Genomic DNA, 15208 nt, shown 5'->3' with positions numbered 1-15208 from the left:
TGGATCAGGGCAGGGCAGTGGAGTGACGTGGACGCAGACGCCGTACAGCGTCCTCGACGCGTTCGGCTTCGGCCGTCGCGCCGGGCGCCAGGTAAATCCGGGACCAGTCGGCCAGGGTGCGGTGCACGTGCGTCAGGGACTCGCCGAGGGCGCTGAGCCGGTATGGCGCTCCGTGGCGGGTGTCGGTCCGGGTGACCAGCCCGCTCGTGTGCATGGCGGCCAGCCGCAGGCCGAGCACCTGCTCGCTGACGAAGGGGAGCTTGGCAGCGATGTCCCGTATGCGCATGGGACGGCCCTCCTGGGCCAGAGTCATCACCGACCAGGTGGCCCACTTCGGCCCCATCAGGGCGAACGCGTCTTCGATGCGCTGAGCGTCGAACGCGTTGACGGGGAAGACGGGCCGGGCGGGGACGTGTGACTGGTTCATTCGGCTGCCTCCATGTGGGCGAGGAGCGAGCGGACCAGGGCGGGGAGGCCCCCGGGTTCGCCGCCGATCCAGATGCGATCGGCCGTCTCGTCCAGGACGTACGCGGCGTCTTCGAGCAGGCCGCTGGAGATCTCCATGCAGGCGTCGGTGATCCGGGCGGCCGCGAGCAGCGACTGGGAGAGCACCCCGACGTAGTCGCCGGGCGGGAGGCCGGCGGCCTCGGCGGCGGTGCGGATCGCCGCCAACTCCAGCGCGCTGAAGGCGAAGTCGAACCCGTCTTCCTCCTCGCCGACCTCGGACGCGGCGAAGGCCAGGTCCTGGGAGTCCGTGGAAATGCCCGCGTGTGTGCAGATCTGGTCGACGGCGGTGGTCAGCTCCGCGAGGGACTCGGTGAGCCAGCCCAGCGCGGAGGCGTAGGAGGCCAGGGTGAACAGGCAAGCCGGGGTGGCGGGCCGCAGTTCGGCAGCCATGAACTCTTCGAGCTGGTTGGTCAGTTCGCCCACCACCTGCGGGCCGGCGGACAGCGCGCCCAGGACGGGGTGCAGGTATGAGCGGCTGGCGGGCGTCGGGTACTCGGCGGTGAGGATCCCGGAGACGCTCTGCGCGGCCTCGGTGAGGAGGCCGGCCAGGTCGGTACGGGACAGCGGGGCGCGGTCGGTGGTCATCGCGGGGGGACCTTTCGGGATGGGGCGGCCGTGGAGTGGGCCGCTGGGTGAGGAGCTGCCGGGGCGGCCGTCGGGCTGCCGGCGGTGAGGGAGGAACGGGACCGGGCGGCCTGGACGCGGGCCTCGGCAGCGGAGGCCGCCGCGGTGTTCTGCGGCGGGGCGGTGCGCAGGTGGGCTGTGCGGTAGACCGCGTAGTCCTTCCGGCTTCCGGCGGCGACGAGGTAGATCTCGCGCTTGTGGGTCGAGGTCGGCGGGGCCGGGCGGAACTGGATGACCATCCGGTAGGACACGGACGGGTCGACGTAGACCTTGTGGAAGCCGGCGAGGCGGCCCTTCAACGGCAGGCAGTCGTCACTTCCGTGGACAAGGTTCTGCAGCTCCAGCAGCGCCAAGTCACGGATCTCATCGGGAAGTTCACGAAGATCGGCGATGGCGTCCGGGTGTGCGGCGAAGGCGAAGCGGGCGCGACTCACAGCAGCCTCCCCTGTACCGGACGCTGGACCGGTCCCGCCGGAGGTGTACGGGGGGCGTCGAGGCCCGCCTTCGGTGCTGTGGAGGCACCGGCCGACCGGGAGAGGGCGATGCGGGCCACGCGGGCCCGGACGACGGCGCCGTTGTCATCGCCGTACTCCGGCGGCTCGGGCAGCGGCCCGCTGCGGTCGTCCAGCCAGGCGCGGGCGGCGCCGACGTCGGCGAACGCGCCCTCGCGCATCGTGTACGTGTCGGCGCCCTGCTCCCACTCCTCGTGGAAGACCCGGATCGGCGCCTCGACGGACCGGGAGTCGCGGGTCAGCGTCCACGTCTCGCTCGGGTCGAAGTCCGAGGTGTAGGTGTCGAGGACCTCATATCGGGTGCCCGATTCCCGGATCTTCCCCTCGACCTGGACCGTGAGATCGTCGGCGGGTTTGACGACGTCGCTGTAGAGCTTGGCGATCTTCTCGGGCGGGCAGCCGCGCTCGACCAGCCACGCCTGAGCGAAGGGCACCGTGGCGTGGTAGCTCGTCTCCAGGGTGAACGTGAACCGGCTGAGATCCCGCGCGACCGCGATCGCCATGATCTCCGGCTCGCCGCGTGCTCCCCACGTAACGGATTGGTCGTGGGCGACGACGAAGCCGTGGGAGCCGTCGGGTGTGATGTGGTGCCGGGACAGCGCCCTCAGGTCGCCGGACCAGAACCGCTCCACCGCTTCCGCGGACGCGTCATCGGCGGGGGCGAGTTCGTCGAGATCGAAATCGAAGTCGAAACCGTCGTTCACGCCGCCACCTCCGCCTGCTCGGGAGCGGGAGTAGCCAGGACCCGGTGGTTGGGGCGGGTCGGGCTCGTCGTGCACGCGGCGAACGGACCGTCTGGTGCGCGCAGGTGCACCAGGGCCTGGTCCAGGTGGTCGCGGTGCCAGGTCGACGGACCGGCCAGGCCGGCCTCGGTGTCGGTGAGCTGCTGCCACGCGAGCCAGAGGGCGTGCAGCCGGGCGACGGCCTCCGGATGCTCGTACCACTGCGCGCACCACGGACGCGTCGTGCTGATCTCCCGGCCGTACACCGGCAGCAGGAGGTGGTTCACCCAGTCGCTGAGGGCCGCGAGTTCGACGGCGTACGCCTCGCCGCCCAGGGCGACGATGAACACCGAGGCGGGACCCTCGGCCTTCTGGCCGGCCGCCCCGGCTTCCGAAGCGCCGTCCGTCTGCCGGTCGGCAGCGGGTACGGGATCGGGCTCGGAGCCGAGACGGTCGAGGATGACGCCGTGGCGCCTGACCTCCGCGATGGTCTTGGCGAGGGTGCTGGCGAGGTCGTCGAGGTCTCCGTCGGAGACCCGGAACGGCTCAGGGCCGGGGGTGGTCGGGCTGGTGTCGGACATGGGTGCGTGCTCCATCTGTGAGACGGCGACATGCCCGAGAGGATGCGGAGAATCCGCGGTTTGGCCCGGCCGCGAAAACCCGGTAGGCAGCCGCTACCCGTCCGCGCAGCGTGGACAGCGCGGGAACGGTGGTGCCAGCAACTGCAGAGCCCGAGTGGCCTGTTGGGGTACGACGCCGTTGCCGAGCGCGGTGAGCTGCGCTGGGCGTCCGAGTCCCGGGGTGGCGGTGACCCAGCCGGCGTCGAGGCCCTGCATCCACTCGACGAAGTCGGCGCGCAGCCGACCGGCCGCGTCGGTGGGCGCCGGCGCGGGGCGGGTGAGCTTCTCCCATCGGGTGATGGCGGCTGCGTACGGTCCCCACCGTCCGCCGTCTCCCCGGCTTCCGGCGACGACCCCGTCCACAACGGCAGGACCACCGCTGACAGGGGAGGGCGCCACCCCTTGCCGGGGCGGCGGCCCGGGGTGCCCGTGTCGCTGGCCCGGGGGGGGTGGGCAACAGCGATGCCGCCGCACTGGGCAGGGTCATGTCCCCGTTGCAGTGCCGCTGGTTGGGCGAGCCCTTGATGCCGTCCGACGCCTTCGGGGTCGGCAGGAGCCATTCGACCTCGTCGGCCAGGTTCGGACCGTGGCCCCCGCTCTTCCTCTTGGCCGGGTGCTGCGAGCCGCCGTTCTTCCCGATGTTGCTGGTCGGTGTCTTGAACAGGGTCTCCGGCGGGCCAGGCTGTGAGGAAGGTCCGCTCGCGCCGGTGCGGGGCTCCGACGTCGGAGGCGCGAAGCACGAGCCACTTCGCGTCGTACCGGAGGTCGGCCAGGGATCCGAGTACGGCACCGAGTGCCCGCAGAGGAGGCTGACCTGCGGTGTCTCCCAGGCACCACGGGCAGGGTTCCACGTCGCCAGGGGAACCGGCGGGGGAGGTGAGGAGGCCGCGGACATTCTCGATCACTACCAAGCAGGGTCGGAGGGCCTCGACCGCACGGGCGACGTGCAGCCACAGCCCGGAACGGGTGTGGGCGTTGAGTCCGGCCCGGCGGCCGGCGACGGAGACGTCTTTGACAGGGGAAGCCGGCCGTCAGGACGCACACCTGGGGGACGGCGGACCAGTCGACGGTCGTGATGTCGCCCAGGTTGGGGACGCCGGGCCAGTGGCGGGCCAGGATGCGCGAGGCGTTCGGATCGACCTCCGCGTGCCAGGCCAGGGTGCCGCCGAGAGCGGCCTGCACCCCCAGGTCGAGGCCGCCGTATCCGGAGCAGAGCGACCCGATCCGTGGAGGGCGGGAGAGGGAGGAGGACATGTCACCGGCCCTGTACGGTCCGGGCTGCGGGAGCCGGCGCCGACGCCGACGGAGCGGGGGCAGCCGGTGCGGCCCCGTACACAGGGGTGGCGGTCCGGGTGAGAGCGGCCCGGAGCCGGGAGGACGGTGGCGAGACCGTGGTCGAGGCGGCGTGCAGGGAGTCGGCCGCCTCCCGCAGGGCCGTGTCCGCCGTTTCGAGCCGGTCTTCGATCACCAGCCCCGCGGCCTCCCGGGCGTCCCGGGCGTCGGGCTGCTCGTACAGGTGCTCGGTCTGCTCCAGGAAGGTGAGCTGCTGGGCCACTTCTCCGAGAGCGGTTGCAGCCTCACCGGCGTACCGAACGGCGGCCGAGAAGCCGGAGACGGCCGGGGTGGTGCGGGAGCCGGCCTCCTTGTTGACGGTGCGGAAGAGGACCTCATCGCCCAGCTCGGTGATCAGCTTGCCGAGTTCGGAGATCTGCTGGGCGACAACGATGCTTCCGGGGAGGCGGTGAGGGTCGCCGGAGACCGGGAGCTTGCCACGCTGGGCGTCGAAGGCAGAGGCCATAGCGCGTATGGCCAGGGCGTCGGAAAGGGAGCTCGTGGTCACAGTGGATCCCGTCTATGAGGAGCGGAGCGGTGGAAAGGGGGTGTCAGCTGTGGGTGCGCGAGGGCAGGCGCGCGGCGGTTGGGGCGGGCCCGAGGGAGAGCCGGTCCGGTGGAGAGGGAGCGGCACGCGGGGCGCTGCGGGTGAGTGCCGCGCGCACCCGCGCCGACGGCGGCCCGCTCGGGGAAGACGCGGAGGACGGTGCCCGGGAGGCCGGCCGACCGTGTGCGGTCTCCCAGCGGGCGCGGACCTCGTCGAGCGGGCCGAGTGCGTGCAGGGCGTGGTTGATCAGCCGGCCCGGGGCGAGGGCCTCGTCCTCGGCCAGGGCTCGGACGGCGCGCGCGGAGGTGGCGGCGGTCCGTGTGATTGAGGAGCGCATCACCTGTTTGCCGAGCCACTCGGCGTCGCCGGCGGCCACGCCACCGCAGATGACGGCGAACCGGTCTTCCGACAGCGCGCCGTCGGCGAGCAGGCCGCGCCGCTGGGCTTCCCAGAGCAGGGTGATCCGATCGATGGGCTCGCCCCGGTGGTGCAGGGCCCCCAGGCATCGGTAGACCTGCCCGTGGACCGGGTCGGCGAAGTCCCCCGGCCGTAGCCAGTCGACCACCTCGCCCATGGCCCCCGGCCGCTCGACGAGGACGGCCAGAAGGAACGCCTCGTCCTCGGCCACCTGATCGGCCTGCGCCGGCGGAAGGGCGGAGGGGATCGAGGCCGTCGGCGGCGCGGGCGCGACCGGTCGCGGTTCGGTGCCCCACCGCCGCGCGAGATCGGTGAGTACTCCCGCCAGGACGTCCGCGTAGTGCAGCGTCCCCTCGATCTCGCCCCGCAGAGTGCCCGCGCGCGCCACATGGTGAAGACGGATCGCGTGCTGGGCGACGGTGCGGTGGATCGCCCCCTCCAGCACCATGCGGCCGTACACCGGGGCGTGCGCGGGGCGCGGACAGGCCGAGATCAGGGTGTGGGCGTACGAGGCGGTCAGCCCCCGCACGTGGAGGCTGGCCTCGTTGACCCCGTCGGTCACCCACGACAGCGGCACCGGCCCCTCGCCTTCCACCGCGGGATGGCCGTCGCTCCGGAGCTTGCGCAGCGCGCCGAACAGGGCCTGGTGGACCGGCCGGTAGAAGTGATCCGGCGCGAGCCACTCCAGGTGCGAGAGCTGGCCCGGGTCGAGCAGCACCGCGCCGAGGAGCGCCTGCTCGGCGTCCATCAGCGGGTTCATCGCCAGCCTCCCGTACTGGGAACGGACGCGGACGGCTCATCTGGCCGGGCACGCAGATCGGCGACCGCCCGGTTGGCGGTGGACAGTGCCTCGGCGAAGCCGTCCAGCACGGTGGTGAACGCGGGATCGGACAGGGGAACCGATCCGGCCTCGCCGACCAGCCACCACCGGCCGTCGAGCCGGACGGCCGGCGACTGCGCCAGCCGCGCGGAGGGCGGCGTGGGCGCGCTCATGCCGACAGCCCGAAGTCGTCGTAGCCGACGGTCTTCGCCAGGGCCCGCTCGGTGATCGCCTTCGTGGCGCGGGCCGAGGCAGGCCCGACGACCTTGGCGGAGGGCTCCTTGTACCAGGGCCGGATGTTGAGCATCGCGATCCGCAGCCCGGTGGCCAGCAGCAGCACCTTGCCCTTGGGCAGGGCGCGGATCGCGTCCGGGGGCAGGATCCGCTCGGTGCGCATGCTCACCGAGGTGGACTTGCCGCTCTCGCTCGTGGAGACCGAGACGGTCTGGACGTCGTGGTCGCCGACCTGTCGGCTGAGGCGGTCGGCGAAGTCGGCGTCGTCGATGCCCGATCCGACGATCTTGACGGTGGCGGCGGACCACAGGGCGTCCATCCCGGCCTCGCCCCAGCACCGCTGGCCCTGCCGGTAGCTCTGCAGGATCGTCACCGGGATGACGCCCCGGCTGCCCAGGTGAGAGTAGAGGTCCGGGAGATCAGAGATCCGGCAGACGTTGGCGGCCTCGTCGAGGACGCACAGGGCCGGCGGGTCGAGCCGTCCACCAGAGCGCTCGGCGACGATCACGGCCGCGCGCATCACCGCGTCGGCCGCCGCCGCGATGATCGCCGACGCGCTGCCACCACCGTCCTTGCTCAGCAGGTACAGCGTGTCGCGGGACGTGGCGAAGGCGAGGGGCTTGAACTCGGGGAGGTCCTCGCTAGGGGTGACCCAGGCGGCGACCTCCGGGTCGAGCAGGCAGCTCGCGTACTGCCTCGCCGTCTCGTAGATGCCGTCGCGGGTCTCGGTCGCGCCGGAGACGGTGCCCTGGAGCTGGGCGGCGACCGCGTCGTGGCCGGCGTCAGTGAGCAGGTCGACCGGGGTCCGGTCGGCGGGGGAGGCGAGCCAGGCCAGCACCTCGGTGATCGGCCGCCGGTGGCTTGCGGCGGCGAGGAACAGGGCGCTGAGCGTGTTGGATGCTGCGGTGGACCAGAAGTCGGAGCCGCTCGACTCGTCCACGCTCGCCGCGACGAAGTGCCCGGCCAGCCGCTTCGCCCCGGCCAGGTCGCGGGCGTCGGCCAGGATGTCCCACCACATCTCGCGCGGATGGTGGGCGATCTGCTGGGGGTCGAGGGTCCAGACCGTACCGACCTCGGCACGGGCGTCCACCGTCGCGGTGAACGCGTCGTTCGCCGCCTTGTTACTGGTGAGCAGGACCGGGCCGGGAGCCGCGAGGATCGCGGGGATCGCCAGTCCGGAGGTCTTGCCGGAACGAGGGGCCATGATCGCGACGATCACGTCCTCCCAGGACGCGCGAACCTCGGCACGGCCCGGGTCGAGGGTGCCGAGCAGGATGCCGCGGTCAGCGGGAGCGACCTCTTTTACACTCCCGGTCGCCGAGGGACGGGCGCAGGCTCTTCGCCTTCGCGGTGATCTCCTTGTCCAGCAGCGGCGCCAGGTCCCCCTTGCGGGCGAGACCGGTCTTGGCACCGGAGCGCCAGCGCATCCAGAGCACCAGGCCGGTGGTGAGCAGGGCCAGGGTGAGCAGGCCGGGAACGACGCGGGCGCCGACCAGCAGCGCGGTGGTGCTCATGGCCGGCCACAGCACCTCGGGGTGCAGCAGGGCGTCGGCGGCGCGGAACGGGGCCCACGGGCCGCTTCCGACGAGGGAGTTGGTGAGGTTACCGGTCAGCCAGGCGAGGGAGCCGAAGGCCATGGCGGCGCCGAGGACGCCGAACAGGAGGTAGAGGAGCGCGTCGGAGCCGGTGGTGGTCGACGGCGCGCTGGTGCGCGGGGAGGGCACGGGCGGTTCCTTGGGGTGCGAGCGGGCGTGGGCGGGGCGCGCTCGGCTCTCGTGCAGCTCACGGGCCTACTCCTTGTGGATCGGACGGGAACGTTCAGCAGAGATTGGGGCTGGGTATCCGGCGGCGGCCGGCGGGTGCTGGTACTGGCCTGTCAGGGCGTTGAGCCGGTGGCGACCAGGACCAGGTGAGGGATGGCGTAGTTAACCGTCGCACTGGCCAGGGCATCGGCCGCCCGCATGAGATACGTACGCGACAGACCGGCGGAGGACACGGCGGAAGAAGGCACCCCGATCACCGCCGAGGGCCGGAGGCGCGCGGCGCACGGGCAGACGGGCGGGATCCCACGACATCGATACCGAAGGCCGAGGTGACGACCTCGGCCTTGGCCACCGCGGGCGAGACGGCCAGCGCCGCGCTCCGGGAGGCGGACAGGGCCGAGGAGCGCGTCGGCGCCTCGGCCTCGGACCGAGAAGGGCCGCCGACACGACGCAGCTCGTCCTCCGAGTCGACGAGTTCCGACTGCGCCGAGCAGACGAAGTCCGCCGCGAAGCCGAACCGGTCGGCCAGCCCGTACGCCTCGTCGTCGAGGTCGTTGATGTGCTCGCCGGCGACCTCCAGCGCTTCCCGGACGCGCTCCAAGGCCCCGTGCTCGGGGTGGAGGAGCTGGTCGACCGCTCGCCGGAGGCCCTCTCCGTTCGCGGCCGACCTGATCTCATTGGTGATCTGGAGAAGTGCGGCGCCAGCTGCGTAGGACTCAAGCGGATTCGCCGGGGTGCTCATCCGGGCCACGTCCAGGGAGGGCGCGAGAGCGACGTCGTAGCGGGCGGCGCGGAGCATTTCGGCGGCGTGACTGGCGATGGCGACCTGGTCGGCGACCGGCGTGGTGGTGGGAAGCCGGTGGCGCCGACCGTGCCAGTCCTGGATCTGCTGGAAGCCGGCGTGCTTGAGGATCAAGGCGGAGAGATCGTCGTTGGCGCCCTTCGCCACGACGCTGCCGCTGAACTCGGAGGAGATGGTGATCGGAGGAGCGGGCACAGAGGTCTCCTGGGCACGGGAAGTCGGATGGGAGGCGGTGGCCAGGTGCCCCAGCTCGGCCGCGATCCGGCGGCATTCGGTCTGGAGGCGGAAGGCGTCGCGGTAGCCGTTGTGCAGGCCGCCGTCCTCGCGGGCGAGGCTGGCCACGACGTACACCTGCCGGGGCTGGTTGCGCAGGGCTATCCACCGGCAGGCATCCGGATCACCGTCCGGGGCGATACCGGTGGCGGACACCAGCCGTCGGGCGACGTCGGCCCACTGCGCGTCGGTGAGGTCCGGCAGACGGGGGTCGGAACGCACCGAGCAGACCCACGTTGGCCGAGCGGGAACACGGGCCCCGAGACGCTCGACGGGAGCGTCGATCGCCTGGGCCAAGTACGACAGCGAGCCCGGCTCGGTGAGCAGTTCGATCGGCGCCCCATGGCCGTCACCCGCGACCAGCCGGGGGTTGACGTGGTTACCACGTTCACCCGGCCCGTACAGGTACGAGAGCAGGCCAGCGGTGTCGCTGGCGCGCTGCAGGTGGGCGATCACGGCGTCTACCTCGAAAGAGAAGGAAGAAACGAGGGTCCGGGAGGTCGGACCAACAGGGAGAGAATCCGCAGGATTCGTAATTTGGCCCGGCCGGGGATCGCTGATAGACGCCGTGCTCGCCCGGCTCAGACCTTGGCGGGAGAGGGAGCCCCGGCGCCTCGCCGCAGCGGGCACCGAGCGGCTATCGATCCGGGATGGTTTGGGTTCTGGGGCGTTGGTGGTGTGAGAGATCTGGTGGGGGACACGCGGCATCTGTCGACGTCGGCGCAGGAGGCCTTGCGGCTGCGGGCGGTGGCCGTGTTGGTGGCGGGACGGGTCTGCGAGGACGTGGCCGCGGTCTTCGGGGGTGTCGCTGAAGGCTGTCGACCAGTGGTGGGCGAAGTGGCAAACCGGCGGGCGGGAGGCGCTGGTGATGCGTCCTCGTGGCAGGCCGGTCGGTCTGCACCAGGTGTTCGGGGAGGCCGAGCAGGCCGCGGTGCGGCAGGTCCTGGACCACCAGCCTTGTGACGTGGGGCTTTCCGGTCAGCTGTGGACGGGGCGGCTGGTGGGCGAGCTGATCGTGATGTATCGGGTGCGGCTGGCTGAGGTGGGGTGGGCAAGTGCCTGAAGCGGTGGGGGCTGTCCTTCCAGCGCCGGGACAAGCGGGCCGTTGAGTGGGGCCCGCAGGCCGTGCGGCGCCGGCATGAAGAGACTTGGCCGGAGATCCGCGCGAAGGCGAAGGCCGACGGAGGCGCGATCCTCTCCGTCGGTCAGGTCGGCATCAGGTCCGACCAGGTCACCGGCCGTACCTGGGGTGAGAAGGGGGAGAGCCCGGTGGTGCGGCGGAGCGGGGGCCGGTTCTCCGTCAACGCGGACTTCAAGCACAGCCTGCCCGAGCAGCACCGGGCCCGAGACCAGGCCGAACTCACTGCCGAGGCAGGCAGTTTATTCCGTAGACGCCAACGTCAGCCGCACATCGTCCGCGGCTACTCCGGCGGCCCGCACGCCCGTTACATCCTGGACGAGAACCCCATGAGTTTCTGATCAATAGGACAACGGAAACAACCTGCCCCGGAACGCGTGCCCTGGTGCCTGTTCGGTAGTCCGGCACGCAGTCGGCGGCGTCGCACGTTGACCTGTGGAGCGAGCGAGACGGATCCGTGAGAAGCTCTGGCTCGCCCGCTCGATCCGTACGGCGAAACAGGACCGGATGCGTATCGCAGACGTTTAGACGAAGGATTTCACCCGTGTCGGTGGCGGCGAACCCCGCGAGGGGTGAACCGGGAAGGTGCCCAATGACCGTGAGGCCCGCGAGCTCGGTTGATCACGGCATGAGTACCGTCGCGAGCAGTCCGATACTGACCACCGTCACGCCGAGCACCATCGAGGGGGCAGGCACGGAAACCGCGCCCGGAGCCATGCGTACCCTCACCTGCACCATTCCGGACATCCACGCACTGAGGCCCATGCTTCAGGCGAGGAGTAAAAGTCGGCCGGCGCCTCTGACCGTGGTGCAACGAGGGAAGGGAGGCGACCGTGGTGTGGTCGTCTCCCTTCCCTTTCCTGCGTTGGCTGGTTAGCCGATGGCGCGGTTGGTTGTCCAGCCGAGGTCGCTGGCCATGAAGCGGGTGCCGTGGGCGTCGGGGCCGCCGGGGTAGAAGTAGAGCTTTCCGTCGGATGCGGCTGCCCACATGTCGGGGATGGCGTCGCCGTTGGCAGACGGGGTGCCCATGAGCATGGGCATGGAGTCCTTGTTCCAGCCGCCGGTTCCGTAGACCTCGTCCTGGCCGGTTTTGGAGTTCGCGCCGGTGGCGAGGGAGGTGAGGTCGACACCGCCGTTCGCGCCGGGCTTGCCGTGGCGCAGGAGCAGGCCTCGTCCGGTTTCCTCGGTGCGGAAGAGGAGGTCGGGCACGCCGTCTCCGCCGATGTCGGCGACGGTGACGAGGTCGCGGGTGGCCCAGGGTGCGCTGGTGAGCATGCGGGCTTCGGTGAAGGAGGCTCCGTTGTAGCCGGTGAACGCCCAGAGCTGGTCGCCGGCGGTGGCGAACATGTCCGGCAGGCCGTCGCCGGTGACGTCTCCGGTGGCGAGGATCTGGGTGTAGACGAAGGTGGAGGGGGCGGGTGCGTTGGAGGGGAGGAGGATTTCGCGGCGCTTGGTGATGTTGACGGCTCCGTAGCCGTCGCCGGGGTAGACCCACCATTTGCCGCCAACGCCCGCGATGATGTCCTGCAGGCCGTCGCCGCCGTAGAAGTCTCCGTTGTGGGTGATCAGGGCGCCGCCGAAGTAGCCGGAGACGGGGCCGATGAATGTCTCTTCCTTGTCGCCGCCGTTGGGGTCCTTGGCGGGGTTTTCCCGGTAGGCGCCGGACATGGAGTAGTCGATGTCGCCGGTGGGCTTGAGGTCTTTGTCCGCGTGCGAGGGGTAGAGGCGGAGGTTGCCGCCGGCGGTGATGGTGAGCATGTCGGGGAGCTTGTCGCCGGTGAAGTCGCCTGCGGCGTCCGCCTGGTCGCGGGGGGTGACGTAGAAGAAGTACTTCGTGGGCTCGGAGAAGTGTCCGGCGCCGTCGACGGTTCTCACGTACAGCACGTTGGGGCCGGCGGCGGGGGGCTTGGTGTTGGCGAGGGTGGCCGTGACCGAGGTGGAGGTGCCGGCGGTGCGTGCCAGGGTGTAGGGGTAGCTGTTGGCGTTGAAGCCGTATTCGTAGCGGATGACGTCGGTTTCGAGGGCCTGGACGGTGAAGGAGCCCGGGGTGCCGAACTTCTTCGTCGACCAGTTGGAGTCTTCGGGCGCGTTGCCGAAGGAGTTGTCGTTGTCGATGCCGTCGGCGTCGGGGAAGTCGGTGGAGCTGACCCTGGGGGGTCTGGGCGCGACGCTGTCGAAGATGAAGCGGCATGGCACCGTGGGCGTGTAGGCCGAGGAGGTGCCGGCGGCGTCGACGGCCCGGACGTTCCACGAGTAGGTGACGTTATTAGTCAGGCCGCTGGTGGAGAAGGCGGCTGTGGTGCGTTTGGCGTCGGAGGTGTCCGCTCCGACGGAGACGGTGCCGGTGGACTTGAGCATGTTGCCGGTGGTGGACCACTTGCCGGTGGGCCACAGGGCGAAGTTGAGGGAGGCGAGGTTGTCGTCTTTGTCGGTGGAGCGGGCGGTGAAGGTGATGCTGGAGGCGCCGACCTTGACGTAGGGGGGTGTGGTGGTGCACCGGAAGTCGGGGCCGAGGTCGTGGCTCGTCGGGTTCGTCGGGGGACGGTTGTAGGTCAGCTCGAGAACGGGGGCGTTGTCCCCGTCGGCCGTGAACTTCTTCCAGGCGTACTGGGACTTCTCGTCCCTGGCGCGCATCCCGAAGGTGATCAGGCTCTTGCCCTTGTCGGCCGTCTTCTGGGCGGCCGCCTTCACGTCGAAGGTCTCGTAGGCGTCTTTGCACCCCGTCTTGTAGCCGTGGGCGAAGCTCCGCGGGGAGGCGGCCAGATTCGCATCGCTCAGGACGGGCGCGTTCTTCCAGTTGGTACGTGCGTCGATCGGGCCGGTGAGGTGGACGGACATGGACCGCGCGTCGCAGGACCAGGAGTAGGTCTCCAGCAGACGCAGGGTGGCCTTCTGGATCCTGGCGCCCTTGAGGTTCTTGTCGAACGCGATGTTGAAGTACGAGCGGGAAGTTCCCCAGGTGTCGGACTCGAACCCGACACGGGCCTCGTGGGTGCCGCCCTTGTTGAAGTCCTTGCCGTTGAAGAAGGTGGCCGTCTGGTAGCGGCTGTAGGCGGTGGTCCAGTCCTGGGTGTGCTTCTTGACCGTCGGGTCGATGAAGACCGGGTAGACGGTGGCAGGGTCGTTGAGGAAGTCCAGGTTCGGCGTCAGGAGCCAGGTGCCCTCGCCTAGGTCGCTCTCGACGACGTCGCCGCGGGACTCGGGCGAGGGGCCGTTGAGCAGCGGGAGGCTCAAGGTGGCGGCGGAGCCGGTCTGGGAGGGCTCGGGGGTGGGCTCGGCAGGGGCCGTGGGCAGCGGTGCGTCGGTGAGCGTGGGCGCAGGCTCGTCCGTGGCGGTGGGCAGCACCTCGGCCTCGGGGTCGACGTTGTCGTTGGCCAGGTCCTCGGTCGCGCTGGCGCTGGGCTCCGGGGCGGCACTCGTACTGACCGGCTCGACGGACTCGGACGCGGTCGGCTGCGACGACGCCCCGAGCTCACCGTCGGTGACGGCAGGCTTGCCACTGCTGTCCCACATCAGCGGGGTCGGTGACAACGCCACTTCCTGGCCATCGGCGTCCTCGGCCCCGACGATGCCCGAGGCAGGATCGAGATGGAACGTCAGGGTGGGCGAGGCCAGCCCGTACGACAGCTGCGCCACGTGCGGGTCCGCCGCGGCCTGGCGGTTCTTCAGCACGAGGAGCTGAGCGAAGCCGTCGTCCTCGGCCGTCAGCACCAGATCGGCACCCGGGAAGATCTCCGGATACAGCGCCCGCGATCCATCGATGATCGGCGCGGGCACGGGCCCGGGCCAGGTCAGCTGGATGTCGTGCAGCTCAGGGATCTCGGCCGTGCCACCGACGGTGAGCGTGACCAGCGGACTCCCCGCGCCAGCCTCTGCCTTGTAACCCTTCACGAGCGAGACGCGGCTCACCTGCGCACGCGACGCCCGCTCGGCGCCGCCAGCCTTGCTGCCGCCGGAGAACACCATGCGGGTGTTCGTGGCCGCAGGCGCCCAGCCCTTGTCCGTCCGCCGCAGCGTGGTGTCGATCTCCTTCCACTGCTGGCCGACCTTGGCCCAGATCGGAGAGGCGTACAGCTTCTTCGTCATCAGCCCGTCCGGACGCGCCCACGTCATCGAACGGACCGTCCGCAGCGCCGTGACCTCCACCGGCTTACCGGTCTTGCGCGCCCGCGACGCCGCGCTCGCCTGACTCACCGTCCCAGGCGCGCTCTTGCCGCCCTGTCCCGCTTCCGAAGCGGTGGACGCGTCTTCGGCAGAGGTAGCACGCAAGCCCGCGTACGTGATGCCACCCGCAGCAAGTACGGCCGTGGCTACCAAGGCGCTCACACGCCGTGCCGCGGGCCGTTGCCATGTCTGTCTCATCAGGAGACAACCCCTTACTTCCCAGGATCCGGGCTCTCAGGGCACCGGCTGAAACCACGAAGCCGGCCATGACGTCATAGCGAGTGAGTCCGAGGCGGAGCACCTTCTGCGCGGGCATGGCTGGGCGAGCCGATGATGTCCCATCAACCGTGCGCCGTCATCTGCCCCATGGAAGGCAACCGGCCACACTGGGCGAGCCTCCCTCCTTCGGGCGGTGGGGGAAGCCGCGCAGGCAAGGGAGAGATGCTCACACCCATACCAGGCCCAGAAGCCCCGAAATCAGCCTGAAGCGGCATCAGGAACGCGCAGTTCACTACATGATGCAGCGAACACGCAGTTTGCGGGCTTGATGACCTGGCTGGCAGCTTCGTCGGAACAGCCCTCTTACTTACATGCTTGTCCGTACCTGCGTGACTACGTTCCGTGACAATAATCACTGCAGGGTCACGTCCTCTGGTATTCCTTCACGATCCGCCCGCAGAATCTGCCCGATCTGAAGTGCAATCACCTGCGGTCCGTCTCCGGTTCCCGCGCC

Annotated in this window: 12 protein-coding genes and 3 pseudogenes; 2 read left to right on the top strand and 13 right to left on the bottom strand. The window is 70.5% G+C overall.

Annotated elements, in window-relative coordinates:
* Positions 1-4: 4 nt before the first annotated feature.
* The 12 genes and pseudogenes from AC07AW_RS21090 to AC07AW_RS21035 all read right to left on the bottom strand — a co-directional run bounded on the left by AC07AW_RS21090 (position 5) and on the right by AC07AW_RS21035 (position 9629).
* Positions 5-427, bottom strand: coding sequence for a winged helix-turn-helix transcriptional regulator (locus AC07AW_RS21090; protein ID WP_478817013.1), 423 nt, complete (start codon positions 425-427; stop codon positions 5-7).
* The gene (locus tag AC07AW_RS21085) at positions 424-1092 is read right to left on the bottom strand and encodes a hypothetical protein (RefSeq protein WP_478817012.1); all 669 of its coding nucleotides are present in this window, start codon (positions 1090-1092) and stop codon (positions 424-426) included. Before AC07AW_RS21085 ends, AC07AW_RS21090 begins: the two co-directional genes overlap by 4 nt.
* Positions 1089-1565 carry a hypothetical protein gene (locus AC07AW_RS21080; RefSeq protein WP_478817011.1) on the bottom strand — a complete coding sequence of 159 codons (477 nt, stop codon included), beginning with the start codon at positions 1563-1565 and terminating at the stop codon, positions 1089-1091. The genes AC07AW_RS21085 and AC07AW_RS21080 overlap by 4 nt, the downstream gene beginning before the upstream one ends.
* Positions 1562-2347, bottom strand: a complete 786-nt coding sequence (locus AC07AW_RS21075; protein WP_478817010.1) for a glycosyl hydrolase — start codon at positions 2345-2347, stop codon at positions 1562-1564. Before AC07AW_RS21075 ends, AC07AW_RS21080 begins: the two co-directional genes overlap by 4 nt.
* On the bottom strand, positions 2344-2946 hold the full coding sequence (locus AC07AW_RS21070) for a DUF4913 domain-containing protein (protein WP_478817009.1): 603 nt from the start codon (positions 2944-2946) through the stop codon (positions 2344-2346). The genes AC07AW_RS21075 and AC07AW_RS21070 overlap by 4 nt, the downstream gene beginning before the upstream one ends.
* Before the next feature lie 758 nt (positions 2947-3704).
* Positions 3705-3944 (bottom strand): annotated as a pseudogene (locus AC07AW_RS21065) (DNA cytosine methyltransferase); the annotation flags it as partial.
* A 121-nt stretch (positions 3945-4065) separates the two neighbouring features.
* A pseudogene (locus tag AC07AW_RS21060) lies at positions 4066-4239 on the bottom strand (hypothetical protein); the annotation flags it as partial.
* 1 nt (position 4240) lies between these two features.
* Entirely contained in the window at positions 4241-4783 is a 543-nt protein-coding gene (locus AC07AW_RS21055; RefSeq protein ID WP_478817008.1) for a hypothetical protein, read from the bottom strand.
* 85 nt (positions 4784-4868) lie between these two features.
* Positions 4869-6041 carry a DnaB-like helicase N-terminal domain-containing protein gene (locus AC07AW_RS21050; protein ID WP_478817007.1) on the bottom strand — a complete coding sequence of 391 codons (1173 nt, stop codon included), beginning with the start codon at positions 6039-6041 and terminating at the stop codon, positions 4869-4871.
* Positions 6038-6274, bottom strand: a complete 237-nt coding sequence (locus tag AC07AW_RS21045; RefSeq protein ID WP_478817006.1) for a hypothetical protein — start codon at positions 6272-6274, stop codon at positions 6038-6040. Before AC07AW_RS21045 ends, AC07AW_RS21050 begins: the two co-directional genes overlap by 4 nt.
* Positions 6271-8059: pseudogene (locus AC07AW_RS21040) on the bottom strand (type IV secretory system conjugative DNA transfer family protein). Before AC07AW_RS21040 ends, AC07AW_RS21045 begins: the two are co-directional and overlap by 4 nt.
* Positions 8060-8351: 292 nt before the next feature.
* Complete coding sequence (locus tag AC07AW_RS21035) at positions 8352-9629, bottom strand: hypothetical protein (RefSeq protein WP_478817005.1); 1278 nt, start codon at positions 9627-9629, stop codon at positions 8352-8354.
* A gap of 346 nt (positions 9630-9975) precedes the next feature.
* Here AC07AW_RS21035 and AC07AW_RS21030 point away from each other — a divergent pair, with 346 nt between their 5' ends.
* Positions 9976-10236 carry a hypothetical protein gene (locus tag AC07AW_RS21030; protein WP_478817004.1) on the top strand — a complete coding sequence of 87 codons (261 nt, stop codon included), beginning with the start codon at positions 9976-9978 and terminating at the stop codon, positions 10234-10236.
* Positions 10221-10652 carry a hypothetical protein gene (locus AC07AW_RS21025; RefSeq protein WP_478817003.1) on the top strand — a complete coding sequence of 144 codons (432 nt, stop codon included), beginning with the start codon at positions 10221-10223 and terminating at the stop codon, positions 10650-10652. The genes AC07AW_RS21030 and AC07AW_RS21025 overlap by 16 nt, the downstream gene beginning before the upstream one ends.
* A gap of 532 nt (positions 10653-11184) precedes the next feature.
* Here the strand turns inward: AC07AW_RS21025 and AC07AW_RS21020 are convergent.
* Entirely contained in the window at positions 11185-14673 is a 3489-nt protein-coding gene (locus tag AC07AW_RS21020) for an FG-GAP-like repeat-containing protein (protein ID WP_478817002.1), read from the bottom strand.
* Positions 14674-15208 lie beyond the last annotated feature (535 nt).

It is taken from the genome of Streptomyces sp. NPDC044003 (assembly GCF_056435185.1).
This window is presented reverse-complemented; position numbering and strand designations above follow the sequence as displayed.